General features: G+C 49.7%; 30 protein-coding genes. 20 read left to right on the top strand and 10 right to left on the bottom strand.

All coding sequences use genetic code 11. The features are described 5' to 3' along the window. Positions 1-24: 24 nt before the first annotated feature. On the bottom strand, positions 25-660 hold the full coding sequence (yihA, locus tag XMM312_RS04355; RefSeq protein ID WP_173481848.1) for a ribosome biogenesis GTP-binding protein YihA/YsxC: 636 nt from the start codon (positions 658-660) through the stop codon (positions 25-27). Between the two features lie 199 nt (positions 661-859). On the opposite strand from yihA, the gene XMM312_RS04360 reads away from it, so the two are divergent. From XMM312_RS04360 to XMM312_RS04410, 11 genes are all read left to right on the top strand, one after another. Further along, on the top strand, positions 860-1,453 hold the full coding sequence (locus XMM312_RS04360) for a cytochrome c (protein WP_173481849.1): 594 nt from the start codon (positions 860-862) through the stop codon (positions 1,451-1,453). 109 nt (positions 1,454-1,562) lie between these two features. After that, entirely contained in the window at positions 1,563-2,195 is a 633-nt protein-coding gene (locus XMM312_RS04365) for a thiol:disulfide interchange protein DsbA/DsbL (protein WP_173481850.1), read from the top strand. 110 nt (positions 2,196-2,305) lie between these two features. Continuing rightward, entirely contained in the window at positions 2,306-3,934 is a 1,629-nt protein-coding gene (gene ubiB / locus XMM312_RS04370) for a ubiquinone biosynthesis regulatory protein kinase UbiB (protein WP_173481851.1), read from the top strand. A gap of 9 nt (positions 3,935-3,943) precedes the next feature. Beyond that, entirely contained in the window at positions 3,944-4,351 is a 408-nt protein-coding gene (gene hisI, locus XMM312_RS04375; RefSeq protein ID WP_173481852.1) for a phosphoribosyl-AMP cyclohydrolase, read from the top strand. Then, a complete protein-coding gene (locus XMM312_RS04380) occupies positions 4,344-4,673 on the top strand; it encodes a phosphoribosyl-ATP diphosphatase (protein ID WP_173481853.1) in 330 nt (109 codons plus the stop codon). Before hisI ends, XMM312_RS04380 begins: the two co-directional genes overlap by 8 nt. 50 nt (positions 4,674-4,723) lie before the next feature. Then, positions 4,724-4,969 (top strand): twin-arginine translocase TatA/TatE family subunit, encoded by a 246-nt coding sequence (gene tatA, locus XMM312_RS04385; protein WP_173481854.1) that lies wholly within the window; start codon positions 4,724-4,726, stop codon positions 4,967-4,969. Positions 4,970-4,975: 6 nt separating this feature from the next. Next, positions 4,976-5,476 carry a Sec-independent protein translocase protein TatB gene (gene tatB, locus XMM312_RS11655; RefSeq protein ID WP_173481855.1) on the top strand — a complete coding sequence of 167 codons (501 nt, stop codon included), beginning with the start codon at positions 4,976-4,978 and terminating at the stop codon, positions 5,474-5,476. Then, positions 5,454-6,284 carry a twin-arginine translocase subunit TatC gene (gene tatC, locus XMM312_RS04395; protein ID WP_173481856.1) on the top strand — a complete coding sequence of 277 codons (831 nt, stop codon included), beginning with the start codon at positions 5,454-5,456 and terminating at the stop codon, positions 6,282-6,284. Before tatB ends, tatC begins: the two co-directional genes overlap by 23 nt. Positions 6,285-6,300: 16 nt before the next feature. Further along, positions 6,301-6,978 carry a tRNA-uridine aminocarboxypropyltransferase gene (locus tag XMM312_RS04400; protein ID WP_173481857.1) on the top strand — a complete coding sequence of 226 codons (678 nt, stop codon included), beginning with the start codon at positions 6,301-6,303 and terminating at the stop codon, positions 6,976-6,978. Between the two features lie 151 nt (positions 6,979-7,129). Then, positions 7,130-7,783, top strand: a complete 654-nt coding sequence (locus tag XMM312_RS04405) for a peroxiredoxin (protein WP_173481858.1) — start codon at positions 7,130-7,132, stop codon at positions 7,781-7,783. Positions 7,784-7,886: 103 nt separating this feature from the next. Further along, positions 7,887-9,041 carry a glycerate kinase gene (locus XMM312_RS04410; RefSeq protein WP_173481859.1) on the top strand — a complete coding sequence of 385 codons (1,155 nt, stop codon included), beginning with the start codon at positions 7,887-7,889 and terminating at the stop codon, positions 9,039-9,041. Here XMM312_RS04410 and trxA read toward each other — a convergent pair. Then, positions 9,028-9,402 carry a thioredoxin gene (gene trxA, locus XMM312_RS04415; RefSeq protein WP_173481860.1) on the bottom strand — a complete coding sequence of 125 codons (375 nt, stop codon included), beginning with the start codon at positions 9,400-9,402 and terminating at the stop codon, positions 9,028-9,030. The genes XMM312_RS04410 and trxA overlap by 14 nt on opposite strands. A gap of 135 nt (positions 9,403-9,537) precedes the next feature. Between trxA and XMM312_RS04420 the strand changes: the two genes are divergently transcribed. Then, positions 9,538-10,578, top strand: a complete 1,041-nt coding sequence (locus tag XMM312_RS04420) for an NAD-dependent epimerase/dehydratase family protein (protein WP_173481861.1) — start codon at positions 9,538-9,540, stop codon at positions 10,576-10,578. A 67-nt stretch (positions 10,579-10,645) separates the two neighbouring features. Here the strand turns inward: XMM312_RS04420 and secB are convergent, their stop codons facing one another. The 3 genes from secB to XMM312_RS04435 are packed head-to-tail and all read right to left on the bottom strand — an operon-like array spanning position 10,646 to position 11,833. After that, positions 10,646-11,128, bottom strand: coding sequence for a protein-export chaperone SecB (secB, locus tag XMM312_RS04425; protein WP_173481862.1), 483 nt, complete (start codon positions 11,126-11,128; stop codon positions 10,646-10,648). 28 nt (positions 11,129-11,156) lie between these two features. Beyond that, entirely contained in the window at positions 11,157-11,420 is a 264-nt protein-coding gene (gene grxC, locus XMM312_RS04430) for a glutaredoxin 3 (RefSeq protein WP_173481863.1), read from the bottom strand. Next, positions 11,417-11,833: a rhodanese-like domain-containing protein gene (locus XMM312_RS04435; RefSeq protein ID WP_173481864.1), complete on the bottom strand. Its 417-nt coding sequence runs from the start codon at positions 11,831-11,833 to the stop codon at positions 11,417-11,419. Before XMM312_RS04435 ends, grxC begins: the two co-directional genes overlap by 4 nt. Positions 11,834-12,000: 167 nt before the next feature. On the opposite strand from XMM312_RS04435, the gene gpmI reads away from it, so the two are divergent. From gpmI to XMM312_RS04455, 4 genes are read left to right on the top strand one after another with little or no spacing between them, the layout of a single operon-like run. Beyond that, positions 12,001-13,551, top strand: coding sequence for a 2,3-bisphosphoglycerate-independent phosphoglycerate mutase (gene gpmI / locus XMM312_RS04440; protein ID WP_173488765.1), 1,551 nt, complete (start codon positions 12,001-12,003; stop codon positions 13,549-13,551). Positions 13,552-13,557: 6 nt separating this feature from the next. After that, on the top strand, positions 13,558-14,685 hold the full coding sequence (locus XMM312_RS04445) for a murein hydrolase activator EnvC (protein WP_173488766.1): 1,128 nt from the start codon (positions 13,558-13,560) through the stop codon (positions 14,683-14,685). Between the two features lie 24 nt (positions 14,686-14,709). Beyond that, a complete protein-coding gene (locus tag XMM312_RS04450) occupies positions 14,710-15,984 on the top strand; it encodes a S41 family peptidase (RefSeq protein ID WP_173484173.1) in 1,275 nt (424 codons plus the stop codon). Between the two features lie 10 nt (positions 15,985-15,994). After that, positions 15,995-16,762, top strand: coding sequence for a 3',5'-cyclic-nucleotide phosphodiesterase (locus XMM312_RS04455; protein WP_217364313.1), 768 nt, complete (start codon positions 15,995-15,997; stop codon positions 16,760-16,762). On the opposite strand, the gene XMM312_RS04460 is transcribed toward XMM312_RS04455, so the two are convergent. The 5 genes from XMM312_RS04460 to coaBC are packed head-to-tail and all read right to left on the bottom strand — an operon-like array spanning position 16,759 to position 21,138. Then, positions 16,759-17,943: an MFS transporter gene (locus tag XMM312_RS04460; RefSeq protein ID WP_173484171.1), complete on the bottom strand. Its 1,185-nt coding sequence runs from the start codon at positions 17,941-17,943 to the stop codon at positions 16,759-16,761. The two genes, XMM312_RS04455 and XMM312_RS04460, sit on opposite strands and share 4 nt — an antisense overlap. After that, positions 17,943-18,542 carry a nucleoid occlusion factor SlmA gene (gene slmA / locus XMM312_RS04465; RefSeq protein ID WP_173484170.1) on the bottom strand — a complete coding sequence of 200 codons (600 nt, stop codon included), beginning with the start codon at positions 18,540-18,542 and terminating at the stop codon, positions 17,943-17,945. Before slmA ends, XMM312_RS04460 begins: the two co-directional genes overlap by 1 nt. Next, positions 18,539-19,453 (bottom strand): acetylglutamate kinase, encoded by a 915-nt coding sequence (argB, locus tag XMM312_RS04470; protein WP_173484169.1) that lies wholly within the window; start codon positions 19,451-19,453, stop codon positions 18,539-18,541. The genes slmA and argB overlap by 4 nt, the downstream gene beginning before the upstream one ends. Before the next feature lie 31 nt (positions 19,454-19,484). Then, complete coding sequence (gene dut, locus XMM312_RS04475; protein WP_173481872.1) at positions 19,485-19,940, bottom strand: dUTP diphosphatase; 456 nt, start codon at positions 19,938-19,940, stop codon at positions 19,485-19,487. Position 19,941: 1 nt separating this feature from the next. Next, on the bottom strand, positions 19,942-21,138 hold the full coding sequence (gene coaBC, locus XMM312_RS04480; RefSeq protein ID WP_173484168.1) for a bifunctional phosphopantothenoylcysteine decarboxylase/phosphopantothenate--cysteine ligase CoaBC: 1,197 nt from the start codon (positions 21,136-21,138) through the stop codon (positions 19,942-19,944). A 99-nt stretch (positions 21,139-21,237) separates the two neighbouring features. On the opposite strand from coaBC, the gene radC reads away from it, so the two are divergent. From radC to rpmG, 4 genes are all read left to right on the top strand, one after another. Continuing rightward, positions 21,238-21,912, top strand: coding sequence for a DNA repair protein RadC (gene radC / locus XMM312_RS04485; RefSeq protein WP_173488768.1), 675 nt, complete (start codon positions 21,238-21,240; stop codon positions 21,910-21,912). 317 nt (positions 21,913-22,229) lie between these two features. Continuing rightward, on the top strand, positions 22,230-22,664 hold the full coding sequence (locus XMM312_RS04490; protein WP_173481875.1) for a transposase: 435 nt from the start codon (positions 22,230-22,232) through the stop codon (positions 22,662-22,664). Positions 22,665-23,321: 657 nt separating this feature from the next. Further along, the gene (gene rpmB, locus XMM312_RS04495) at positions 23,322-23,558 is read left to right on the top strand and encodes a 50S ribosomal protein L28 (RefSeq protein WP_173481876.1); all 237 of its coding nucleotides are present in this window, start codon (positions 23,322-23,324) and stop codon (positions 23,556-23,558) included. A gap of 17 nt (positions 23,559-23,575) precedes the next feature. After that, positions 23,576-23,743 carry a 50S ribosomal protein L33 gene (rpmG, locus tag XMM312_RS04500; RefSeq protein WP_027854336.1) on the top strand — a complete coding sequence of 56 codons (168 nt, stop codon included), beginning with the start codon at positions 23,576-23,578 and terminating at the stop codon, positions 23,741-23,743. Positions 23,744-23,762: the final 19 nt, after the last annotated feature.

Below are 23,762 nucleotides of genomic sequence, written 5' to 3' on the forward strand. Positions count from 1 at the left end.
TTGCCCCCATTCACACAATTAGCTCTATTCTGCGTCGAACGGCTCTGGCAATAGCCAGCTGTCTAAACGGTTACGTAGCTGATCAACGCCCGTTTTCTTCAGTGCTGAAAAGACCTGTACGCTGACTTTGTCGGCCAGACGCTCTTTGGTCTCTTTCTTAATTTTCAACAACGTAGCCTGAGCTGGGCCGCGTTTTAGCTTGTCGGCTTTGGTGAGCAGAATGTGCAGTGGCACGCCCGTAGATTCACACCAGTCGATCATCATCTCATCGAACTCTTTCATCGGATGGCGGATATCCATCACCAGTACCACCCCGCGCAGACATTGACGGCGCTGTAGGTAGTCATCGAGATGCTTTTGCCAGTGCTCTTTCATTGCGATCGGCACTTTCGCATAGCCATAACCAGGAAGGTCGACAATGCGCACACCTTCGACATTCAGATCGAAAAAGTTGATCAGCTGGGTGCGACCTGGTGTTTTTGAGGTGCGCGCTAAACTGTTTTGATTGGTTAGCGAGTTAATGGCACTCGACTTGCCGGCATTGGAGCGCCCAGCGAAAGCAACTTCTGCACCGACATCCTCTGGACACTGACTGAGTTTTGCTGCGCTTATAAGAAAACGTGCTGTGTTGTAATGAATTTGTTCTAACTCTTCAGTCATATCTGGCCTTTAGTACTATATAAGTACGGGGTTTATCGGTTTTCGTTATAGATGATTAGGTTTATAATGCACCGCAATTTTAGCGCTGTCGTCAACTCGTAACCACCAAAAGTGAAAAAAACGAGCGCGTTGAACGGATTCGACGAAGCCAGCACCACTGGTTTCAAACTTTTCAAAGATGAAATGTGGGTAGAGAGCCATGAAAAAAGTATTACTCGGAATGTTGATCAGCGTTGGTCTGGTTAGCGGATCGAATGCGGCAGATGTCGCTCAATTAACGGCTGTATGTGCTGGCTGTCACGGTGCTGATGGTAACAGTATGGTGGGTAACTTTCCTAAGATTGCCGGCCAAGGCCAGCCATACCTGCTAAAGCAGCTTAAAGAGATCAAGTCAGGTGCACGTGCTATTCCTGAAATGACCGGTCTTCTTGATGCGATGAGCGATGATGAGCTTGCTGCGATTGCCGCTCACTACGCGGGTAAAACGATGGTTGGTGGTCAGGCAGATCCAGCACTGGTTGAGCTTGGTCAGAAGATCTACCGCGCAGGTAACCCAGAGAGTGGCGTTGCAGCGTGTACTGCCTGTCACGGTCCTGCAGGTAAAGGCATTACGTCTGCAGGCTACCCAGCTCTAGCGGGTCAGCACGCTCAATACACTGAGAGCACGCTTAAGAAGTTCTACTCAGGTGAGCGTAACAACGATCCAAACGCGATGATGCGTACGATCGCTGCGAACATGAAAGAGAACGAAATGAAAGCGGTAGCCGCTTACATCCAGGGTCTATACGAGTAATCGTAGACTTCTATAAAGAGGCAGCTTCGGCTGCCTTTTTTGATTTCAGCTTCAATTCAGCCATGACCATTACTTTAGTTATTAAAGATAAATTCCAAGGAACTAAATCATGTTAAGACGTTCATTCAATCTGTTTGCTGTTGCCGTTTTGTCGCTTGGCGCCACACTTGCTCATGCGACAGAGTGGAAAGCGGGTGAGCACTACACCGTTCTTAAGCAGCCTGTACCGACAGCGGATGCGAGCAAAATCGAGGTGGTTGAGGCCTTTGGTTACTCTTGTCCGCACTGTAATGCCTTTGAGCCGATGCTTCACGCTTGGAGCCAGAAGCTTGCAGACGATGTGACGTTTGAAAATATGCCGGTTGTGTTTGGCCGCAGTTGGGAGCCGCTCGCTCGTGCATATTACGTAGGTAAGCTATTGGGCGTTAAAGATAAGGTTCACCAAGCGATGTTTGATGCGATTCATGTTGAACGTCGTCGTTTCCGCAGCCCAGAAGATATCGCTGAAGTATTTGAAGAGCATGGCGTGTCGAAACAGGACTTCCTTAAGACCTACAATTCCTTTGCGGTTGGCATGCAGTTGAAGCAGAGTGATGCGCGTGTCCGTGGATACCAGATTCAGGGTGTACCCAGCATCATCGTTAACGGTAAATACTTAGTCACCTCTACTCTAACGGGCTCACACGCCAACATGTTGAAAGTGGCAGAACACCTAATCGAGAAAGAGCGCAACGCTCAATAAAGGCACAATAACCTTCTAACAACTGCTCCTTTTGGAGCAGTTGTTTTTTTATACTCCTCTAAGGTGGCATAATAGCCGCTTCATTATCGATCAGTGCTGGCGGCCGTTTCGTGCAAAGCATTCTTAGAATCATCAAAATTTATTGGGTTATCGCCCGTTTTCGTCTTGATACCTTCATCAACACGACCCGCTTGCCTTGGTACCTTCGCCTTGTGGTTACGCTTTTGCCTTGGCGTCTCTTCTTCCGTGCCAACGGCAGCTCTGAGGCGCGTTTACGCGGCGCATTGATCGCTTTAGGTCCTGTATTTATTAAGTTTGGACAGACCCTATCAACCCGACGTGACTTGCTGCCGCCAGATCTCGCCAATGAGTTGGCACTTCTGCAGGATCGAGTGCCTCCGTTCGAAGGCGCACAAGCGCGTAAGTTGATAGAGAAACAACTGGGTGCCAGTGTCGATGAGCTTTTTGCAGAGTTCGATGCCGAACCCCTAGCCTCGGCATCCGTTGCCCAAGTTCATCCAGCCCGACTGAAAGATGGCCGTGCTGTCGTTGTTAAGGTGATTCGCCCTGGTATTGAGCGTGTGATCCGCCAAGATGTTGCGCTGCTCTATGTCATGGCTCGTATGGTGCAGAATCTTTGGTCCGAGGGTAAGCGCCTGCGCCCCGTTGAGGTGGTTGAAGAGTACGAGCAGACCATCTTTGATGAGCTCGATCTGCGTAAAGAGGCGGCCAATGCGACTCAGCTAAGACGTAACTTTGCCGACTCAGATATTCTTTACGTGCCCGAAGTTTATTGGGACTTCACGCGTCAAAGCGTCATGGTGATGGAGCGTATATCCGGTATTCCTGTAGCGGATGTCGACGCTTTGCAAGCTCAGGGTACCAATATGGAGAAGCTGGCTGAACGTGGCGTAGAGATCTTCTTTACCCAAGTCTTCCGTGACAGTTTTTTCCATGCTGATATGCACCCAGGCAATATCTTTGTGTCGCGTGAAAATCCTGACGACCCACAATACATTGCCGTTGATTTTGGTATTGTGGGATCGCTTTCACCTGAAGATCAGAGCTACCTGGCCCGTAATATTTTGGCCTTCTTCCAGCGCGACTACCGTTTGGTGGCACAGCTACACATCGACTCCGGTTGGGTACCTGCTGATACCAATGTTCACGCTTTCGAGACCGCTATTCGCAGTGTTTGTGAGCCGATTTTTGAAAAGCCATTGAAGGACATATCCTTTGGAATGGTGCTGTTAGGACTGTTTCAGACGGCGCGTCGCTTTAATATGGTCGTGCAACCTCAGCTGATTCTTCTACAAAAAACCTTGCTCAATATTGAAGGGCTGGGTCGGCAGCTCTATCCAGAATTGGATCTTTGGAAAACGGGTAAACCCTATCTAGAGAACTGGATGAAAGAGCGTATGGGTGTCAAAGCGATGATCAAGAATATCAAGCAGCAGGCACCGGATTGGATTGAGAAGTTACCGCAAATTCCACAACTGGTATTTGATAACTTGCAACAAAACCGTCAAGCGGGTGAGTTAGAGTACCAACGCATGCTGGCTTTGCAGCAAGCGCAAGAGCAGCGATCACGTAATACACGCCGTACCCTACTGTTGGCAGCCACTTTAGCAGCTGCGACAGCATTGGCAGAGCCGGCCGTATTGGCTTGGGTAGAATCCCTACCCGGTTATGCTTGGCTGCCAGCCGGTTTGGCTTGGCTGCTTGTGTGGCGGGCATAGGAAAGAGAGATGTCTTGGTTAGATGAAATTAAGTGGGATGATCGTGGTTTAGTACCGGCGATCGCTCAAGATTACAAAACCGGTGAAAACCTAATGGTCGCTTGGATGAACCGCGAGTCATTAGAGTTGAGTGTGGCCGAAGGGCGTGCCATTTATTGGTCGCGTTCGCGTCAAAAGCTTTGGCGTAAAGGTGAAGAGTCGGGTAATGTTCAGCAGCTGCACGCGATCCGTTTGGACTGTGATGCAGATGTCATTCAGTTGAGCGTTGAACAAATTGGCGAAGTGGCTTGTCATACAGGTCGTCGTAGCTGTTTTTACCGTAAGCTCAATAGTGAGACCGGCGAATGGCAAGTTGAAACGGACGTGCTGAAGGATCCAGCGCTGCTGTATGCGAAAGAGGATACCAAAGGTGAATAACGTTATTGGCGAACTGTCCGCTATTCTTGAAGAACGTAAAGGGGCGTCAGCTGACTCGAGTTATGTAGCCAGTCTTTACTCTAAAGGGTTAAATAAAATCTTAGAGAAAGTGGGTGAAGAGGCGACTGAAACCATCCTTGCGGCTAAAGATGCAGAAAAGAGTGGTGACAATTCGGAGCTAATCTACGAAACTGCTGATCTTTGGTTCCATACCATGGTGGCGTTAAAGCACTTAGATGTGTCACCGGAACAGGTTTTAGAGGAACTGGCACGACGTTTTGGTCTGTCAGGCCTTGAAGAAAAAGCAAATCGCACCAAATAATAGGTGTATAACAAACTAAAACAGAACAACAACGCGTTAGGAGAACTGTAATGGGTTTTGGTGGTATCAGCATTTGGCAATTGGTTATCGTACTCGGCATTATCATTCTGCTGTTCGGTACTAAGAAACTTCGTAACCTGGGTGGTGACGTAGGTTCAGCTGTAAAAGGCTTCAAAAAAGCAATGTCTGATGAAGGCGCAAAAGAAGAGCCTAAATCAATCGCTCAAGAGAGTGATGCAGAGTTCAAAGCTGCAGACGCTGAAAAAACTGAAGATAAAACCGAATCTAAGTCTTAATTTAAGATGTTTGATATCGGTTTTGCCGAGCTGCTCATCGTTGGTGTAGTAGGTCTGGTCGTACTTGGTCCAGAGAAACTGCCGACAGCAGCTCGCACGGTTGGCCTATGGGTAGGTCGTATTCGCCGCTCTATCGGTTCGATTCAACGCGAGATCAATGAAGAGTTGCGCGTTGACGAGCTAAAACGCACCACGGCGATGAGCAAAGATCAGCTAGAGAAAGAGCTTGGTGATGTTACCGAATCTTTCCAGCGTCCTTTTGGTGAGGATTCGCCTGCAGAAAAAGCGGCACCTGACGCCCCCAAAACCGACTTTGACCCAACTTCATTTACCAGTGACCCTTCCGTTCACGAAGCTTACAAGCCAACCGCCGTAGCCGAAGAGAACGCTCAAGAAGAGAGCGCTGCCCAAGTCGCTGAATCAGATGTTGCCGAGCCGGTAACTGCTGAACCAGCTGAGCAGCTAGCGGACAATACAGAGCAGAATGAGCCAAACAAACACAGCTGATAAAGAGCAGCCATTAATTGCCCACCTAATCGAGTTACGCCAGCGCGTCATGCGCATCGTGTTGTTCGTGTTGGTGATTTTTGCGGGGCTTTTCTACTTCGCGAATGATCTTTATGCCTACCTATCGGCACCGCTGACTGCGCTGCTGCCTGAAGGGACCAGCATGATCGCGACGGACGTTACGTCGCCGTTCTTTGCGCCCTTTAAATTGGCATTGGTGTTAGCGGTATTCATCGGTATTCCTTACATTTTGCATCAGATCTGGAGCTTCATCGCACCGGGTCTATACGAAAATGAGAAGCACCTTGCCGTGCCTCTTCTGATCTCATCGATCTTCCTCTTCTACGCCGGTATTGCCTTTGCCTACTTCGTGGTCTTCCCACTGGTATTTGGCTTCTTTACCAGCGTAGGTCCAGAGAACGTTGCGGTGATGACGGACATCAGCAGCTATTTGAACTTCGTTCTAAAACTGTTCTTCGCTTTCGGTGTGGTCTTCGAGATCCCTATCGCAACGCTGTTACTGATCTGGTCAGGCGCGACAACTGCACAGTCACTGGGTGAAAAACGTGCCTATGTGATCGTTGGCTGTTTTGTTGTCGGCATGCTGCTGACACCGCCAGATATCATCTCTCAATCACTACTCGCGCTGCCAATGTGGCTGCTGTTCGAAGTAGGTCTGATCATGGGCCGTATCTTTGTTCGCAACACGGATGAAGAGGAGTTTGAAGATGAGTTCGCCGCGGCCGAAGCCGAAGACGATGCAAACCGTTCAGACTCAGAAGAGACTGATAGCAGCGCTAAAAGCTAAGTTTTAACGCTGCTCAATGCCTCAGATCGACAACCCCCCTCGTAAACCCTTTGTTACGCGTGGTGCTAATGTAAAGCGCTGTGAACATTGCCGTCTGCCAATCACCGCCTGTATCTGTGAGTACCGATCTGAGGTTGAATCACAGGTTGAGTTTGTGGTGCTGATGCATCGCTACGAAACCTATAAACCCACCAATACCGGTAGGCTAATCGCCGACAGTATCGCTAAAACCCGCGTCATAGAGTGGCAAGGTCGCAAAGAGCCAGGTGACGAGTTAACAGCTTTACTGAACGATCCCTCTTATCAGCCTATCATTGTCTTCCCACCCGCAGAGGACTACCTCGAGCGAATGACAACGCCCGTTGAGGTCCAACAACGTTCGGGTAAGCCACTTTTAATTCTGCTGGATGGTACCTGGCGACAAGCGCGCAGGATCTTCCGCCACTCTGACTACCTACAACATCTACCAGTGATCAGTCTGGATGAAGTGCGCGAGTCGAGTTATGGATTGCGCAAAGCGATTCATGAAGGACAACTCTGCACCGCCGAAGTTGCCATCGCACTGCTTGAACAGTTAGGCGATGAACCTGCCTCGAACCACCTCAATGCCTATTTCAAACGCTTTAATCAGCACTACGTCGCTAGTCGTGGTCGATTAGCCAAGCGTGATCGTGACACAGGCGAACTAGTTTAAGTTCTTTTTTCGCCAAGCTCTTCGATGACCAACATAGATATAATTTATCAAGGCCATAAACATAATAAAATTTATTATGTATTTTTGTTATGTAACTATAACCATATCGACTGAAGATAAGTCGAAATTAAATTAACAATGGAGATAAACCATGGCTTTACGTATTAATGATACTGTCCCAAATCTTGATCTTGTCACTGATCAGGGTGAATTCAAGCTTCATGATTTCATTGGTGATAGCTGGACAATCCTTTTCAGCCATCCGAAAGACTTTACTCCAGTATGTACAACTGAATTTGGCGCAGTTGCTCAACTGGCCGATGAATGGGCGAAGCGCAATACCAAAGTGATCGGTCTATCGGTTGACGGTGTTGATGAGCACAAAGAGTGGAAGTGCGATATCGAGAGCTTTGCCAATGCAAAGGCTAATTTCCCAATCATTGCTGATGAGTCGCTAGAGGTTTCTAAAGCACTCGATATGTTGCCAGCGGAAGCATACCTTCCTGATGGCAGAACAGCAGCTGATTCTGCTAGTGTTCGAGTTGTATTCATTTTTAGCCCAGATAAAAAGCTTCAGCTTTCGATGACATATCCGATGTCTGTTGGTCGCAATTTTGCTGAAGTACTGCGTGCGCTTGACGCACTTCAAGCTTCTTACGGTGTGCCAATTGCGATGCCAGCTAACTGGGTGCCTGGTGAGGACGTAATCGTAGCTCTATCACTTAACGATGAAGAGGCTAAAGAGCGTTTTGGCGATGTAGACATCAAGCTGCCTTACCTACGCACCACTAAGCAGCCCTCTTAAGACCGGTTCTGTAATAAGACCCAGCCATGTGCTGGGTTTTTTATTGCTTGATGCAGTGCACAATGCGATAGTTGGGTGAGTCCCAACTTCTGGAGCCTTGTTGATGAAGCTAGTCATTGCCCCTGATTCGTTCAAAGAGAGCCTAGATGCAGAAGGCGTCGCACGTGCGATTGCCAAAGGCATTGAGTCAACGCTAACGGATGTCGACATTCACTGCGTACCTGTGGCGGACGGTGGCGAGGGAACGACGGAAGCGCTGATTGCAGCAACCTCTGGGAAGCAACACACGGCCGAAGTGACGGGGCCATTAGGGGGCTCCCTCAATGCTATCTGGGGCGTACTGGGTCACCAAGAGGGTGTGCCACTGACAGCGGTGGTCGAAACAGCGGCAGCCTCAGGATTGGATAAGATACTGCCTGAACAGCGTGATGCCCTAACAGCTTCAACCTATGGTACGGGTGAGCTGATCCTTAAAGCCCTGGATCAAGGCGCGCGTCGCATCATTATGGGCTTAGGAGGCAGTGCCACCAATGATGGTGGAACGGGATTGTTAAGGGCTCTGGGTGCTAAGTTTCTTGATGCGGCAGGTCATGAACTTGCCGAAGGGGGTGCGGCACTGGCTGATCTGGATCGTATAGATCTAACCGGATTTGACCCACGTTTAGCCGAGACAGAGTTCTTAGTCGCCTGTGATGTTGATAATCCGCTGTTAGGTGAGCGGGGGGCTTCTGCTATTTTTGGTCCGCAAAAGGGGGCGACACCTGAACAGGTTCAACAGTTGGATGACGCCCTAACTCGATTGGCCGACGTGAGTGCTGACTTGTTGGGTAAGGATTTACGAGATCGTGCCGGCGCTGGCGCAGCGGGTGGCCTTGGCTACGCGTTGGTTCAGTTTTTAGATGCTCGCTTAGCACCAGGTATCGATCTGGTGCTGGAGGCGGTCGATTTCCATAAAACGCTTGAGGGTGCCGATCTGGTGATTACCGGTGAGGGACGCATGGACGGTCAAAGTCTAAGCGGTAAAACCCCGGTTGGCGTTGCACGTTGGGCTAAACAGCACGACTTGCCTGTAATTGCACTCTGTGGCTCTATTGGTGAGGGTGCAGAGGGCGTGCATGACGTGGGGATAGATGCACTTTTCTCAGTGGTTCCAGGTGTTTGTAGCTTGGAAGAGGCGCTTGCTAATGGCGCTGAAAATTTAGAAAGAACTGGCGCCCAAATTGGACGCCTGTTGAGCCTGAAGACTATTCAGCTTTAGCTGCGGCTTGTTGCTCAATCTCTGCACGAACGGTATCCATATCAAGTTCAGCCGCTTTGGTCAGCAGTTCGCGAAGCTGTCCCGCTTGCAGTGCACCGCCTTCGTTGTAGATCAGAATGTTGTCGCGGAAGATCATCAGTGTTGGAATCGAGCGAATGCGGAACTCTGCTGCAATTTGCTGTTCAACCTCAGTATTCACCTTACCAAAGACAACGTCTGGGAACTCTTCAGAGACGGTATCAAAGGTTGGGCCAAAGGCTTTACAAGGACCACACCAAGGCGCCCAGTAATCGACAATCACAAAGTTGTTTTGCGTAATGGTCGATTCAAAATTCTCTTGGTTTAGCTCAATAACCGCCATGTTGCTCTCCTAATGTTTAGTTTATATTAGAAACAGCTTATCAATGATTGATGGCAGTTAATAGGATTAAAGCGGTCTAGGTCTAAAACACTAGCGTACGTGATACATTAATTAAAATTTAGAAGAGTCCTTTATATGAACATAGATCGTTCTCTTTCCGTCGCAGTGACGGGTGCTACAGGCTATGTTGCTGGTTGGATTATTAAGCGCTTATTGGAAGAGGGGTTAACTATACATGCCACGGTGCGTGATCCCGAGGCCACCGATAAACTTAAAGCGTTGAACGCCTTAGCTGATGGAAGCCCGGGTACGCTTAAATTCTTCAAAACCGATCTGCTCTCCAAAGAGGGGTTTGCCGATGCGATCGAGGGGTGTGGTGTTGTATTTCATACCGCATCGCCTTTTACCTCAAATTTTAAAGACCCGCAGCGGGAACTTATTGATCCTGCGTTGATCGGTACCCGCAATGTGCTCGAGACGGCTAAATCCTTCGAAACCGTTAAGCGGGTGGTGGTCACCAGTTCTTGTGCTGCAATCTATACTGATGCGACAGAGTGTGACTCGGTCGAGGGCGGCGTGCTAACGGAAGCAAACTGGAATGAAACCGCATCCATAGACTATCAGCCCTATTCGTATTCAAAAACTCTGGCCGAACGTGAAGCCTGGCGCATCGCTGAGGATGCATCGTTTGACTTGGTGACGATCAATCCCTGTTTAGTGATGGGGCCAGCGATAGGTGGCATTCCAACGTCAGAGAGTTTCTCGATCATCGAACGTGTGGGTTCGGGTGAGTTCAAACAGGGTGCGCCACGTTTAGGTATTGGTTTTGTTGATGTTCGAGAGGTCGCAGAAGCTCATCTACGTGCAGCCTTCACCCCTGAGGCAGTAGGGCGCTTTATTCTTTCTGGACACTGTAGCGACCTACTAACCGCACTACTGACACTGCAAGCGCGATTCGGAAAGGACTACAAACTTCCCAAGAGAGCTGCACCTAAATGGTTGGTTTGGTTGCTTGCTCCGTTCATTAAATTGGATCGAAAGTTTATTGCTAACAACGTCAACATCGAATGGCGAGCGGACAACAGTAAGAGTCGGGAGGTATTAGGTATTGAGTATCGTCCACTCTCTGAAACGATGAATGATATGTTCGAGTATTGGGTGGAGCATCGATCGTAAAACACCGATCTTTAGACAACAAAAAAGGAGGCATTCGCCTCCTTTTTATATTGTGTGCAGTGCGTGCTTATTCAGCCGCTTCAGCTTCGCCTTGCTCTGCTTTCTGCTGTTCCATTACTTGCTGAACTTTCTGTGCGTACAAAGCATCGAAGTTCACCTGTGCAAGCATCAGTGCAGGGAAGCTAGCTTTAGTCGCTAGGTTGTCTACTGCTTCACGTGCGTATGGGAATAGAAGCGTTGGGCAGTATGCACCTAGAGTGTGGTGCAGCTGTGCTGGCTCAAAGCCGCTGATCTGGAAGATAGCTGCTTGCTGTACTTCGATCAGAAAGGCTGTTTCATCTTCTGTCTTAACGGTCACAGTCAGTGTTAGGTTCACTTCGTAGTGATCATCGCCCAGTACACGGCTAGCCGAATTAACATCTAGACCAACCTGTGGCTGCCAAGCTTTGTTGAAAATTTCTGGGCCAGCAGGTGTTTCAAGTGATGCGTCTTTTAGGTAGACACGTTTCATACCAAACTGTGGTGCTGGTTGCTGATTCTCTTCAGACATGTTGCTTCCTTACTTTTAATCGTTCTAATTATTCGCCGGCGTTGTTTGCCAGCAGTCCGTCCAGTTCACCATTGCGCTCAAGTGCGAACAGATCGTCGCATCCGCCAACGTGGTGCTCGCCGATAAAGATTTGAGGAACGGTACGTCGACCACTGCGTTCCATCATTTCAGCGCGTTTTGTTGGATCCTGATCTACGCTGATCTCGTTAAATGAAACACCTTTGTGATCAAGTAACATCTTTGCACGAGTGCAAAAACCGCATAGAGCTGAGCTGTAAATTTCTACTGTCATTTTGTTACCACTGGCATGCTTTGGTGGCGCCACTCAGAGATGCCTCCGGTAAGACGCATCGCCTGTGTGAATCCAGCCGATTTCATTTTGCGACACGCGGTGCCCGCTGTCTGACCCATGTTACACACTACAATGATCGGCTTCTCTTTGTACTGATCCAACTCAGTCATGCGGCGATCGAAATCAGCCAGTGGAATGTTGATCGAGTTAGTCAGGTGGCCAGTGCTGAAATCTTTGTGCGCTCGGATATCAAGAACAACAGCATCTTCTTTATTGATTAGGCGCGTTGCTTCAGCCGCCGTCACTGATTTACCGCCTTTCATACGCTCAGTAAAGATCAGCATGGCTAGGGTAAATGCCCAAGCAACAACCATCATGGTGTGATTGCCGATAAATTCGATTACGTTTTCCATTTCAGACCTGTGTATGCAATAAAAATTAATGCGCGAAAGTATACATTGCAGAGCCTCAAGGGATAAGGGGGCTGACTGAAAAATCACCAATGTTTAATGGTTTTAACGGGCCTCAACGGTTAAAATCTCTATCAATCTAAAGTCTTATAACCGGAATATTCATAACTATGAGTGATATGCGCACCCCAAGAGCGCTTCTTATCCTAGATGGGTACGGAGTCGAAGCCACTGAATCATCAGCTGTAGCCGCTGCTAATACGCCTGTTTGGGATGGTCTATTGGCCAATAATCCAAACTCACGTATTCAAACATCGGGCATGGCCGTGGGCCTTCCAGATGGTCAGATGGGCAACTCCGAAGTAGGGCACATGAATATCGGTGCAGGCCGAACGGTTTACCAAAACCTGACACGTATTTCCAAAGCGATTGCCGATGGTGACTTCTTCGAGAACAGCGCGCTGGTTAACGCGATGGATGCCGCGATTGCAAAGGGTAATGCGGTGCATATTACTGGCTTGTTATCCCCTGGCGGTGTTCACAGCCACGAAGATCATATTGTTGCGTTGGCTAAAATGGCCGTTCAACGCGGTGCGAAGCAGGTTTACCTACACGCTATTTTGGATGGTCGTGATATGCCGCCTCGCTCTGCAGAGCCGTCTATTGCCGCTGCTGAGAAGGCGTTTGCAGATCTGGGCGTAGGCGCCATCGCTACCGTTGTCGGTCGTTACTACGCAATGGATCGTGATAACCGTTGGGATCGTGTGCAGACGGCATACGATGCCATGACAATGGGTAAAGGTGTTCAAACGGCTGCGTCCGCTCAAGAGGCGCTCTCTGCTGCTTACGCTCGTGATGAGAACGATGAGTTTGTCGCGGCCACCGTGATTACTGACGCATCGGGTGCGCCAGTGGGTACGATCAATGATGGTGATACTCTAATCTGTGCTAATTTCCGCCCGGACCGTGCTCGTGAAATTACGCGTGCCTTTGTTCTGGATGATTCATTCGATGGTTTTGAACGCGCTAAACGCCCAGCACTTGCTGACTTTGTCATGCTGACCGAATATGCAGCGGATATCCCGGCCTCTTGTGCCTACCCTCCTCAAAAGATCAGTAATGATTTGGGTGAGTACCTTTCGGGTATGGGTAAAACTCAGTTGCGTATCTCTGAAACCGAGAAGTATGCACACGTCACCTTCTTCTTTAACGGTGGTCAGGAAGAGGTCTACCCAGGTGAAGAGCGCATCTTGGTGCCCTCTCCCGATGTGGCTACTTACGATTTGAAACCTGAAATGAGCTTACCAGAGGTGAGTGAGAAACTCTGTGAGGCTATACGAAGCCGTCAATACGATCTGATTGTCTGCAACTTCGCCAATGGTGATATGGTCGGTCATACCGGTAAATTTGATGCAGCGGTTAAAGCCTGTGAAGCGGTCGACGAAGCGCTTGCTAAGGTGCTGGCGGCGATGGCAGAAGTGGACGGTGAGACACTGATCACAGCCGATCACGGTAACGTTGAGTTGATGGTCGATCCAAACTCAGGACAGCCTCATACATCTCATACCAACTGGCCAGTCGCTTTGATCTACGATGGTCCTCGTAAAGCGTCGCTAACCCTAGCGGATGGCGCGCTATGTGATCTGGCACCGACGCTGCTGGATCTAATGGATATTGATAAGCCGTCTGAAATGACCGGCTCTAGCCTGGCTTCACGCTAATCCGTGTTGCGCCACTGGCTCCTTCTAGGTCTCTTCTGTTGCTCCCCAGCATTAGCGGGAACGGCTGAAGAGACTGAGCAGAAAATCAAACAGCTGACTGCACAGATGCAGTCACTGCAAAAAAGTGTCGCTAAAAAACAGGGCGACCAGCAAGCGCTCCAGAAAAAACTTCGTGAAGATGAGCGTAAAATTGCTGAAATTTCCTCTAAAAAGCGCGAAGTGTCCCTATCTATCAATAAACTAACTGGTCGAGCGAATACGCTAACCAGTGATCAGACTCGTCTAAAACAGGCGGTCGAAAAAGAGCGCGCATTGTTAATCTCTTTGCTGCAAGAGCAGTACCGTAAAGGTCGTCAGCCAAGACTGAAAATGATTTTGAGTGGTACAGAGCCACAGACGGTTGATCGCATGCTGCGCTACTACGATCACCTCAGCGATGTTTTAAAAACGCGAGTGACTAGCTACCAAAGGCTATTAAGTGACTTTGATCAGAATCGCGCAGACCTCAGTGCGACAGAGTCGCAACTAGTGTCTGAAAAGCAGGCGCTAGTTGAGCAGGAAAATCGCTTAAAACAAGCCTACCAGCAGCGCTTAAAAACCTTGGATGAAATCAAGCGAGACATTGGCAGCGAGAAAAATCAGTTGGTCAAACTTGAGCAAGATCGCAAACAGCTTGAGTCTCTCCTCGTTGAGATAGAGCAGTCGCTGAAAGATAACTTCGTCGATATCGATACGCCGCAGATTGCCAAACGCAAAGGGAAGTTAGATTGGCCGGTGTCGGGTAAGTTGGCTCTTAAATATGGCAGTAAAAAGAGCACGCTATCGACCGATGGTATCTTCATCAGTTCCGATCCAGGTAAGGCTGTTAGAGTGATCCATCCAGGTCGTGTTGTCTTTTCTGAATGGTTAAGAGGCTATGGGCTTTTGATCATAGTGGACCATGGGGATGACTACCTCAGCCTCTATGGTCACAATCAGAGTCTGTTGCGTAACACAGGTGATTGGGTGCAAGCGGGCGAGACCATATCACTCACCGGTAGCAGTGGTGGCTATGATCAGACTGGCCTCTACTTCTCATTACGTCATAATGGTAAGAGTTTTAACCCGGTTCCCTGGCTAAATAAAAAGAGATAATTCGAATCAGTGATAGGTGGTTTTATGTTGTTCCGTTCCGTTAGCTTTCTGCTCCTTTCAAGCCTCTTATCATTGAACGTCTTTGCCTACCCGATAGAACAGACCAGTGAAGAGTCCTCCGAGAATCAGTTGCCACTCGATGAGCTGCGCCGTTTTGCGGAGGTATTTAGCAGTATCAAAAAGAGTTACGTCGAACCGGTTACTGATCAGCAGTTATTAGAAGATGCCATTGCCGGCATGGTACGTGGCTTAGATCCGCACTCGGACTACTTGATTAAAGAGGCGTTCGATAACCTGCAAGAACACACGAACGGCGAGTTCGGTGGATTGGGCATCGAAGTCGGTATGAAGGATGGCTTTGTACATGTCATTACGCCGCTGGACGATACCCCTGCTCAAGAGGCCGGTATCAAAGCGGGTGACCTCATCACTAAATTGGGTGATACGCCGGTTCAAGGTATGTCTCTCAGTGACGCAGTGAAATTGATGCGCGGCAAAATTGGTGAGTCGATTCGCATCACCATCATGCGTGAAGGCGTCGATGCCCCCTTTGAAGTTGAGTTGGTTCGTGCAGCAATCAAGATTCGAAGCGTCAGAAGTCGCCTGTTAGAGCCTGGCTTTGGGTATGTGCGAATCAGTGAGTTTCAAGCTAATACAGGTCAGGATCTGTTAGATGCTCTGGCTAAGCTGCAAAAAGATGAGGCGCTTAAAGGGCTTGTCTTGGATCTGCGAAATAACCCTGGTGGCGTGCTTCAGGCGGCTGTTGCGGTGTCGGATGCATTCTTGGATGAAGGTCTGATTGTCTATACAGAGGGCCGCATTGCTCGATCTGAGTTGGAGTTTAATGCCACAGATGATGTGGCGATCGGTAATGTACCGTTAATCGTGCTGATTAATGGTGGGTCCGCATCGGCGTCAGAGATCGTCGCAGGGGCTCTGCAGGATCAAAAACGTGCCGTAATTATGGGAACCCAGAGTTTTGGTAAAGGCTCGGTACAAACGGTTGTTCCGCTGTCAGAAGATCGTGCTGTTAAAATTACGACGGCACGCTACTTTACACCCAATGGACGATCCATTCAGGCGCAGGGTATCAGTCCTGATGTGGTGGTCGAAGACCTACAGCTGGATCGCAAAGCCCCTAATCTAGATCAGGTACGCGAAGTGGATTTGGCAGGTCACCTTGAGAACGAGTCAGAAGAGACAGTTCAATCCTCAGTGCAGTCCGATTTAGCCGGTGATGACTTCCAGCTCTATCAAGCGCTGACTATGCTCAAAGCGTTGAACATCCTTAATCGATGATTGATCAGTGATGAAGGTTCGAAATTTAGGTTGTTCAGGAGGCTTGGCAGAGGGGCTGTTCACCACCAGCTTTCTATTGGATGAGCGCACACTCTTAGATGGGGGCACTGGGGTTGGTCTCCTTAGCTTAGCGCAGATGAACCAAATCGAAACGGTGCTGCTGACCCATGCCCACATGGATCACATAGCGGGCGTCGCCATGATGCTCGCTTCTCTTTCTGAGCATCGTCACAAGCCAATTATCTTAGCGGCACCTAAAGAGGTGTTAGAGGCGGTTAAGGCGCACATATTGAACTGGGTGATCTGGCCAGACTTTTCAAAAATACCCAACGAGCAGACCCCGGTTCTTGAATATCTTGAGCTAGAGCCCTTACAAAGATTGGAGTTAAACGGCTATCAGGTGATGCCGATTCCTCTGTCGCATACGGTGCCGAGTTTTGCCTACCGGATCAGCAAAGGAGAGGGTGCTTTCTGCTTTTTTGGTGATACCGGACCGACCGAGTTGGTGTGGCAAACCCTGAACCAGCAGCCGGTCTCAGATATCTTCATAGAACTCTCCTACCGAAATGACTCTGCCGAACTGGCTGGAATCAGTAAGCACTATACATCGGTTACTTTGGCTGAGGATTTGGCCAGATTAGACGAGGCCAGCAAGGTGCACATCATGCATCTAAAACCGGGGGCGGAAGATCAAATCATTGCAGAGTTTTCTGACCAGTCTAAATCACTGCCTCATAGCTTCGATCTCTGCCATGAGATCGAAACCTTCAATATTTAACGCGTTGCATCGACCTTGCCGGTGCCACTGATTGGCCAACCGGCCACCGCTTGTGCAATCAGCAGCAAGACAAGCGTGAGCATCGGCAGTGTCCAAGCTTGTTGCCAGTCGTAAAGAGCGCCGATCAGACTCGGTGCGATGCTTGCGAGCAGATAACCGACCCCTTGGACCATGGCTGACAGAGCGGTTGCTTGGCGCATATCATGCGACTTCATCGCGATCAGAGCCAACGCAAGTGAGAGCGAAGCCCCACCATAGGTACCTAAACAAGCGACCCACAAGTAGCGACCTTCAATGGGCGCTAGCCATATTCCAAAAACGCCCACCAAGCCGATTAAGGTGATGATCGCGACAATGCTGCGTTGCGTTGGCAACTTAGCCGCTATCATCGGGGTTAGGAGTGCCGCCGGTATACCGATCATGGTGAAGATGGCGGTCATCAGCCCTGCTTCTGCATCACTTAACCCTGCATCCATAAAGATGCGTGGAAGCCAAGTCGCTAATACATAGAACTGAATAGACTGCAGTCCCATGAAAGAGGCCAAAGACCAAGCTCGTGGTAAACGCCAAACGCTGCTGCTGACACTGTTCGGTGCAGCCGGTTTAAACTTAACCCGCAACATCGGCAGCCAGACCAATAGAGCAATGATCGGCAAGATGGCCCAAACGATCATAGGCACATGCCAATCATTAAAGGCATCTCGCATCGGGATCGCGGAGTAGAAGCTAAACGCGGCCCCTGTGGTTAGCACCAGTGTATAGACACCGGTCAGTGAGCTCGCGTTCTCTGGGAAGAGTCCCTTAACCAATGATGGAATCAGTACATTCAAAATGGCGATGCCGGCCCCCAGTGCTAGCGTGCCAGAGACCATCATCCCATAGTCGCCAAAGAGGCGCGCCGCTGCTCCTATGCCAAGAGTCAGCAGAGCAAGTGCCACGACTTTCATCGGTGCTAAACGGTTAGCAACCCAGGGCACGACCAGAGAGAATGAGGCAAAACAGAGCAGTGGCAGTGTCATCAAGAAGCCGAACGCAGCTGCTGAAATCCCCAGGTCCGACCGAATATCCTCGACCAGCGGGCCGATAACGACTAGGCCGCCGCGAAGGTTGGCTGCGGCCAGCATCAAGGCAAAGATCGCCGCAAAAAAACTGAGGCGATCTTTGAAGTAGTTATTACCCATCAGTTCGATGGGCTTCTGAACAGACCGATTGACATGCGGGACCACTGTTCTGGCCAGAACTCCGTGGGGCGTTTCTTGAAGTCCGTTCTAACGTACTGGCGAATGCGACCTTCAGCCGTTGCCAAAATCAAGTTGGCGGTAGAGCCGGCTGGCAGCTGGGTGCGAATACCCTCTTTCAATTCGGCTTCGCGTAAGGTCTGCTTGATTTGCGTCTCGATACGCTCGAACAGTTGATTAATTTGACCGCGCAGACGCTCATTTTCGCCCGAAAGAGCATCACCACCAAGCAGTCGGCACATCCCTGGATTGCGCTCTGAAAAGGCGAGTAGCAGGGTAATGATCTGCTCAACCTGACGAACAGCGCTGACATCGGATTGTGTGATGGTCTTAATGCGTGTGAATAGGGCCTGTTCGATAAATTCGATTAGCCCTTCAAACATGCGCGCTTTACTTGGGAAGTGGCGGTAGAGTGCCGCTTCTGATACCCCAACATCTTTTGCAAGGGCCGCCGTGGTAATACGTTGTCCTGGATTGACCTCCAGCATCTGGACGAGTGCTTGGAGAATTTGGTCGCGTCGTGAAATTTTGGTCTCGCTCATGCTTCCACCTTCAACGATTTGTTAGAGATCAGGGTGCCGACACCTTCGTCAGTGAAGATCTCCAGCATGCAGGAGTGCTCGACACGACCGTCGATGATGTGCGCTGAAGTCACGCCTGATTTTACCGCACTCAATGCACAGTCGATTTTAGGCAACATGCCGCCGTAGATCGTGCCGTCGGCAATCAGAGCATCGACCTGTTGGGTTGAGAGGCCTGTTAACACCTCGCCCTCTTTGTCCATCAATCCCGCAATGTTGGTCAGTAGGATCAGCTTCTCTGCCTGAAGAACTTCTGCAATTTTACCCGCGACTAGGTCCGCGTTGATGTTGTATGAGGCACCGTCTGTACCAACCCCAATAGGGGCGATGACTGGGATGATGTCCGAATCTACTAGCATCTCTAGAACGCTGACGTTAACACGCTCAACTTCACCGACGTGGCCGATATCGATGATCTCGGGTGCTTCCATCTCTGGCGTCTTGTGTTTTACTTTCAACTTGCGTGCACGAAGCAGGTCGCCATCTTTACCGGTCAGGCCGATCGCTTTACCGCCAGCGGAGTTGATGAGGCCGACAATCTCTTTGTTGACCATGCCGCCCAGCACCATCTCAACCACGTCCATGGTTGCCGTATCGGTGACACGCATACCATTAATGAAGTGAGATTCGATCTTCAATTTGTCGAGTAGATCACCAATCTGTGGGCCGCCCCCGTGCACAACAATGGGATTTAGTCCAATCAATTTCAGCATAACGATGTCGCGTGCAAAGCTGGCTTTTAGCTTCTCATCGGTCATGGCGTTGCCGCCGTATTTAACGACGATGGTTTTACCGACGAAGCGTTGAATATAGGGAAGCGCTTCAGAAAGGACGGTGGCGGTCGAGATCGCTTGTTGGCGTGTTAATGGCATGGTGAAAAAACCTCTAAATCAAATGTAAAAATTAGTGACGACCCGAAGAGCCAAAGCCGCCTTCGCCGCGATCCGTCTCAGTAAACTCTTCGACAAATTCAAAATCAGCTTGAACCACAGGAACCAAAACTAACTGTGCGATGCGCTCGCCTGGCTCAACTGTGAAAGTGGTTTGACCACGGTTCCAGCACGAGACAAATAGCTGGCCCTGGTAGTCAGAATCGATCAAGCCAACCAGGTTGCCAAGCACGATGCCATGCTTATGCCCCAGGCCAGAACGTGGAAGAATCATTGCGCAGAGGCTAGGGTCTTCAATAAAGATCGACATGCCGGTTGGAATCAGTTCGGTTTGGCCTGGCTCTAGAGTCAGCGGCGCTTCAACACAGGCACGAAGATCCAGACCCGCTGATCCAGTGGTGGCGTAAGTTGGCATGGGAATCGAGTCACCTAGGCGCTTATCTAGGATTTTTACTTGTAGCTTTTGCATATCAATCCATCAATTGTGAAATGTGTGAAATGAGTTGTTCGGCCAATTCGCTCTTACCGGCTTTGGGAAGAGGGAGTTCGCCGTTAGGTCCAACCAGAATGACTTCATTCTGATCAGCATTAAATCCAATATCGGCTTGCGAGACGTCGTTAGCAATCACCAGATCCAGCCCTTTGCGAACCAGTTTGCTGCGAGCGTACTCAACGAGATTTTCAGTCTCAGCAGCGAAGCCAATCATCAGTGGGCGCTCAGGTTGCGCGGCAATGGTAGCGATGATGTCTGGATTCTTGGTTAATAGAATCTCCATCACCTCTTCGGCCCCTTTCTTGATCTTCTGCTCTGCGACCAGTTGCGGACGGTAATCGGCCACAGCAGCGGCGCCAATGAAGATGTCAGCTTGTTCTGACGCAATCAAAGCGGCTCCAAGCATCTGCTCTGCTGACTCGACATCAACTCGTCGAACCCCTTTAGGCGTTGGCAGTGATACAGGCCCTGCGATCAAGGTGACATTGGCACCCGCTTTAGCGGCTGCTGAAGCCAGTTCGAATCCCATTTTGCCTGAGCTGTGATTCGAGATGAAACGAACAGGGTCGATCGCTTCACGGGTAGGACCAGCGGTAATCACAACGCTCTTCTCATTGAGCGGACCGTTCGCAATTAGATTGGCGCAACTGGCTAGGATATCAGTGGGCTCAATCATGCGACCAGGCCCCGTATCACCACAGGCCTGTTCACCCGAACCAGGTCCAAAGATATTGACGCCTTGAGATAGCAACGTCTCTAAGTTCTGCTGGGTGCGAGGGTCACGCCACATAGCCTGGTTCATGGCTGGCGCTAACGCGATAGGCGCGTCCGTCGCTAGACAGAGGGTTGTCAGCAAGTCGTTTGCCATGCCGCCTGCAAATCGAGCCATAAAGTCAGCCGTCGCTGGCGCTACGATGATGAGATCCGCCCAACGGGCCAGCTCAATATGCCCCATGCCCTGTTCAGCTTCCGGATCGAGCAGAGACTGATGCACAGGGTTGCCCGATAGCGCTTGTAGGGTCAGCGGGGTGATGAACTCAGCACCTGCATCCGTTAGAACAACGCGTACCTCCGCGCCGACTCCTTTGAATAGACGCGTCAATTCAGCTGCTTTATACGCTGCAATACCGCCAGTGATACCGATCAAAATGTGGCGGTTAGTAAGTCTATGCATACCTCGAAAGCCTTATAAACAGTGACAATGTTTAAATTGAATTATCTTCTATACTGGGATCAGAGTATAGCGAAATATCGTTCATCACAGGGAGGTGATATGAAAATTTTGGATTGGCCAAGTTCAGAGAGGCCGCGTGAGAGACTATTGCAACAGGGCGCATCGGCGCTGAGTGATGCTGAGCTGCTGGCTCTTTTTGTAGGGCAGGGGTTGCCGGGCTGCAATGCCGTCGATCTGGGCCGCCAGTGGTTGGATCAAGCGGGTAGCTTAAATGCACTGCTCAATAGAGAGTGTGAACGCTTTATCGATTTGGCCGGCGCCGGTGTTGCTCGGTACGTTCTGCTTCAGGCAGCTCTGGAGCTGGGGAAACGCTACCTAGCCAGTGAAATAGCACAACGTTCGGTGATCGAGAGTCCGGAATCGGTTAAGGCCTATCTTAGCCATGAGCTGGCCGGCGCCAGCCGAGAGCACTTCGGTTGTCTGTTTCTGGATGCACAGCATCGAGTGATTAAATGGCAGATACTCTTTTCTGGCACGTTAAATGCGGCTGCGGTCTACCCCAGAGTCATCGTTGAAGCGGCGCTGTCGCTCAACGCCTCAGCCGTTATTCTCGCCCATAACCACCCCTCAGGTGTCTGCGAGCCCTCGATGGCCGATCAAACCATTACCCAAAAAATCTCAGAAGCGCTAGCTCTGATCGACATCAAAGTGCTCGATCATCTGATCATAGCGGGCAGCCAATCAATGAGTTTTGCAGAGAGGGGGCTGCTATAGGTCACGGTTTACCTGCGGTAATTCGTTCTTACGGGGTGGGGGTTGCGATGATGCGTCGCGGTTTGCCTGTGGCAATTTGTTCCTACGGGGTGTGGGATGTGATGATGTGTCACGGTTTACCTGCGGCAATTCGTTCCTACAGGGTGGGGGTTGCGATGATGTGTCGCGGTTTGCCTGCGGCAATTCGTTCCTACAGGGTGGCGTTGTAGGAGCGAATTTGAGCGAAGCGAAAAACCGCGAAAATAAAAAACCGCGCATAAAATCGCAAAACACAAACAAATACCGCAAACATAAATTACATAACTCAAGGATGAGTCATGATTAAAAAACCAGGTTACAGTTCGTTAAGAAAAGGCCGTGTTTCGATTCCAGGGCAGATTTATCATCTAACCACGGTGACGCTGGGGCGCCAGTGCTTTTTTGAAGATTTTCATGTGGCTCGATCTCTAGTTAAATGCCTGCACAGTCAACAGATTGAGAGTCTGGCCTATGTCATAATGCCCGATCATTTCCATTGGCTAATTCAACTCAATGAACACTCAGGTTCAATTTCACATGTGATGAGAAAAGTTAAGCTGAGTTTGGTTAAAGGTCAGGGTATCAGCTGGGAAAAAGGCTTTTATGATCGAGCGATTAGGCGATCGGATGATATTGAGAGTATTGCTAGATACATTGTGATGAACCCAGTAAGAGCGGGTTTGGTAACAACAGTCAGAGAATATCCGCATTGGGATGCCATATGGCTTGATTAGACGTGTCACGGTTTGCCTACGGCAATTTGTTTCTTCGGGGTGTGGGTTACGATGATGTGTCACGGTTTGCCTGCGGCAATTCGTTCCTACAGGGTGGAGGTTTCGATTGGGTGTCACGGTTTACCTGCGGCAATTCGTTCCTACGGGGTGTGGGTTACGATGATGTGTCACGGTTTACCTGCGGTAATACGTTCCTACGGGGTGTGGGTTACGATCATTTGTCACGGTTTGCCTGTGGCAATTCGTTCCTACGGGGTGTGGGTTACGATGATTTGTCACGGTTTACCTGCGGTAATTCGTTCTTGCGGGGTGGGGGTTGCGATCATGTGTCACGGTTTACCTGCGGTAATTCGTTCTTACGGGGTGGCGTTGTAGGAGCGAATTTGAGCGAAGCGAAAAACCGCGAAATCTAAAAACCGCGAACAAAACCGCAAAACCACGATCTCACATCACTCCTAAGATTGAACAAAAAACAGACAAAAAGGTGGCGTTTGGGGTGGTTCTTCTGTAATATCACGCGCCTCTGTCTCATTGGTACGGGATTTCTGTCTCGTTTTCGGACGCTCCGCCTGAGATTGCCAAGGTTTTCGTTATGAAAGTGGCATTCAATAAATATCTGACAGAGTAAAAGAAAACACTATTAACTGAGGTTTTAAAATGTCTCGAGTATGTATGGTTACTGGCAAATCCCCAGTAACAGGAAACAACGTTTCCCACTCACAACGTAAAACACGTCGTCGCTTCCTACCAAACCTGCACTGGCACCGTTTTTGGGTAGAGAGCGAAAACAAATTCGTTCGTCTACGCGTATCTTCTAAAGGTATGCGCATCATCGACAAGAAAGGCATCGACGCTGTTCTTGTTGACGTTCGTAAAAATGGCAACAAAGTCTAAGCATAAGGAGCTAAGTCATGGCTAAAGGCGCACGCGAAAAGATCCGACTAGTCTCTTCTGCAGGTACTGGTCACTTCTACACTACAGATAAGAACAAGCGTAACACTCCGGACAAATTCGAATTCAAGAAATACGATCCGGTTGTTCGTAAGCACGTTATCTACAAGGAAGCTAAGATCAAGTAATTGATACAGCATCCCAAAG

Source organism: Marinobacterium sp. xm-m-312, from assembly GCF_013283295.1.
Classification (GTDB): domain Bacteria; phylum Pseudomonadota; class Gammaproteobacteria; order Pseudomonadales; family Balneatricaceae; genus Marinobacterium_E.

Bases quoted from the DNA above. Each gene is read 5' to 3' on its own strand.
- tatA (WP_173481854.1), top strand. From the start codon at position 4,724: ATGGGTTTTGGTGGTATCAGCATTTGGCAATTGGTTATCGTACTCGGC.
- XMM312_RS04455 (WP_217364313.1), top strand. From the start codon at position 15,995: ATGAAGGTTCGAAATTTAGGTTGTTCAGGAGGCTTGGCAGAGGGGCTG.
- hisI (WP_173481852.1), top strand. From the start codon at position 3,944: ATGTCTTGGTTAGATGAAATTAAGTGGGATGATCGTGGTTTAGTACCG.
- XMM312_RS04400 (WP_173481857.1), top strand. From the start codon at position 6,301: ATGCCTCAGATCGACAACCCCCCTCGTAAACCCTTTGTTACGCGTGGT.
- XMM312_RS04460 (WP_173484171.1), bottom strand. From the start codon at position 17,943: ATGGGTAATAACTACTTCAAAGATCGCCTCAGTTTTTTTGCGGCGATC.
- tatC (WP_173481856.1), top strand. From the start codon at position 5,454: ATGAGCCAAACAAACACAGCTGATAAAGAGCAGCCATTAATTGCCCAC.
- argB (WP_173484169.1), bottom strand. From the start codon at position 19,453: ATGCCATTAACACGCCAACAAGCGATCTCGACCGCCACCGTCCTTTCT.
- XMM312_RS04435 (WP_173481864.1), bottom strand. From the start codon at position 11,833: ATGGAAAACGTAATCGAATTTATCGGCAATCACACCATGATGGTTGTT.
- yihA (WP_173481848.1), bottom strand. From the start codon at position 660: ATGACTGAAGAGTTAGAACAAATTCATTACAACACAGCACGTTTTCTT.
- rpmB (WP_173481876.1), top strand. From the start codon at position 23,322: ATGTCTCGAGTATGTATGGTTACTGGCAAATCCCCAGTAACAGGAAAC.
- XMM312_RS04420 (WP_173481861.1), top strand. From the start codon at position 9,538: ATGAACATAGATCGTTCTCTTTCCGTCGCAGTGACGGGTGCTACAGGC.
- dut (WP_173481872.1), bottom strand. From the start codon at position 19,940: ATGCAAAAGCTACAAGTAAAAATCCTAGATAAGCGCCTAGGTGACTCG.
- tatB (WP_173481855.1), top strand. From the start codon at position 4,976: ATGTTTGATATCGGTTTTGCCGAGCTGCTCATCGTTGGTGTAGTAGGT.
- secB (WP_173481862.1), bottom strand. From the start codon at position 11,128: ATGTCTGAAGAGAATCAGCAACCAGCACCACAGTTTGGTATGAAACGT.
- grxC (WP_173481863.1), bottom strand. From the start codon at position 11,420: ATGACAGTAGAAATTTACAGCTCAGCTCTATGCGGTTTTTGCACTCGT.
- rpmG (WP_027854336.1), top strand. From the start codon at position 23,576: ATGGCTAAAGGCGCACGCGAAAAGATCCGACTAGTCTCTTCTGCAGGT.
- XMM312_RS04405 (WP_173481858.1), top strand. From the start codon at position 7,130: ATGGCTTTACGTATTAATGATACTGTCCCAAATCTTGATCTTGTCACT.
- trxA (WP_173481860.1), bottom strand. From the start codon at position 9,402: ATGGCGGTTATTGAGCTAAACCAAGAGAATTTTGAATCGACCATTACG.
- gpmI (WP_173488765.1), top strand. From the start codon at position 12,001: ATGAGTGATATGCGCACCCCAAGAGCGCTTCTTATCCTAGATGGGTAC.
- radC (WP_173488768.1), top strand. From the start codon at position 21,238: ATGAAAATTTTGGATTGGCCAAGTTCAGAGAGGCCGCGTGAGAGACTA.
- XMM312_RS04360 (WP_173481849.1), top strand. From the start codon at position 860: ATGAAAAAAGTATTACTCGGAATGTTGATCAGCGTTGGTCTGGTTAGC.
- slmA (WP_173484170.1), bottom strand. From the start codon at position 18,542: ATGAGCGAGACCAAAATTTCACGACGCGACCAAATTCTCCAAGCACTC.
- coaBC (WP_173484168.1), bottom strand. From the start codon at position 21,138: ATGCATAGACTTACTAACCGCCACATTTTGATCGGTATCACTGGCGGT.
- XMM312_RS04365 (WP_173481850.1), top strand. From the start codon at position 1,563: ATGTTAAGACGTTCATTCAATCTGTTTGCTGTTGCCGTTTTGTCGCTT.
- XMM312_RS04450 (WP_173484173.1), top strand. From the start codon at position 14,710: ATGTTGTTCCGTTCCGTTAGCTTTCTGCTCCTTTCAAGCCTCTTATCA.
- XMM312_RS04410 (WP_173481859.1), top strand. From the start codon at position 7,887: ATGAAGCTAGTCATTGCCCCTGATTCGTTCAAAGAGAGCCTAGATGCA.
- XMM312_RS04490 (WP_173481875.1), top strand. From the start codon at position 22,230: ATGATTAAAAAACCAGGTTACAGTTCGTTAAGAAAAGGCCGTGTTTCG.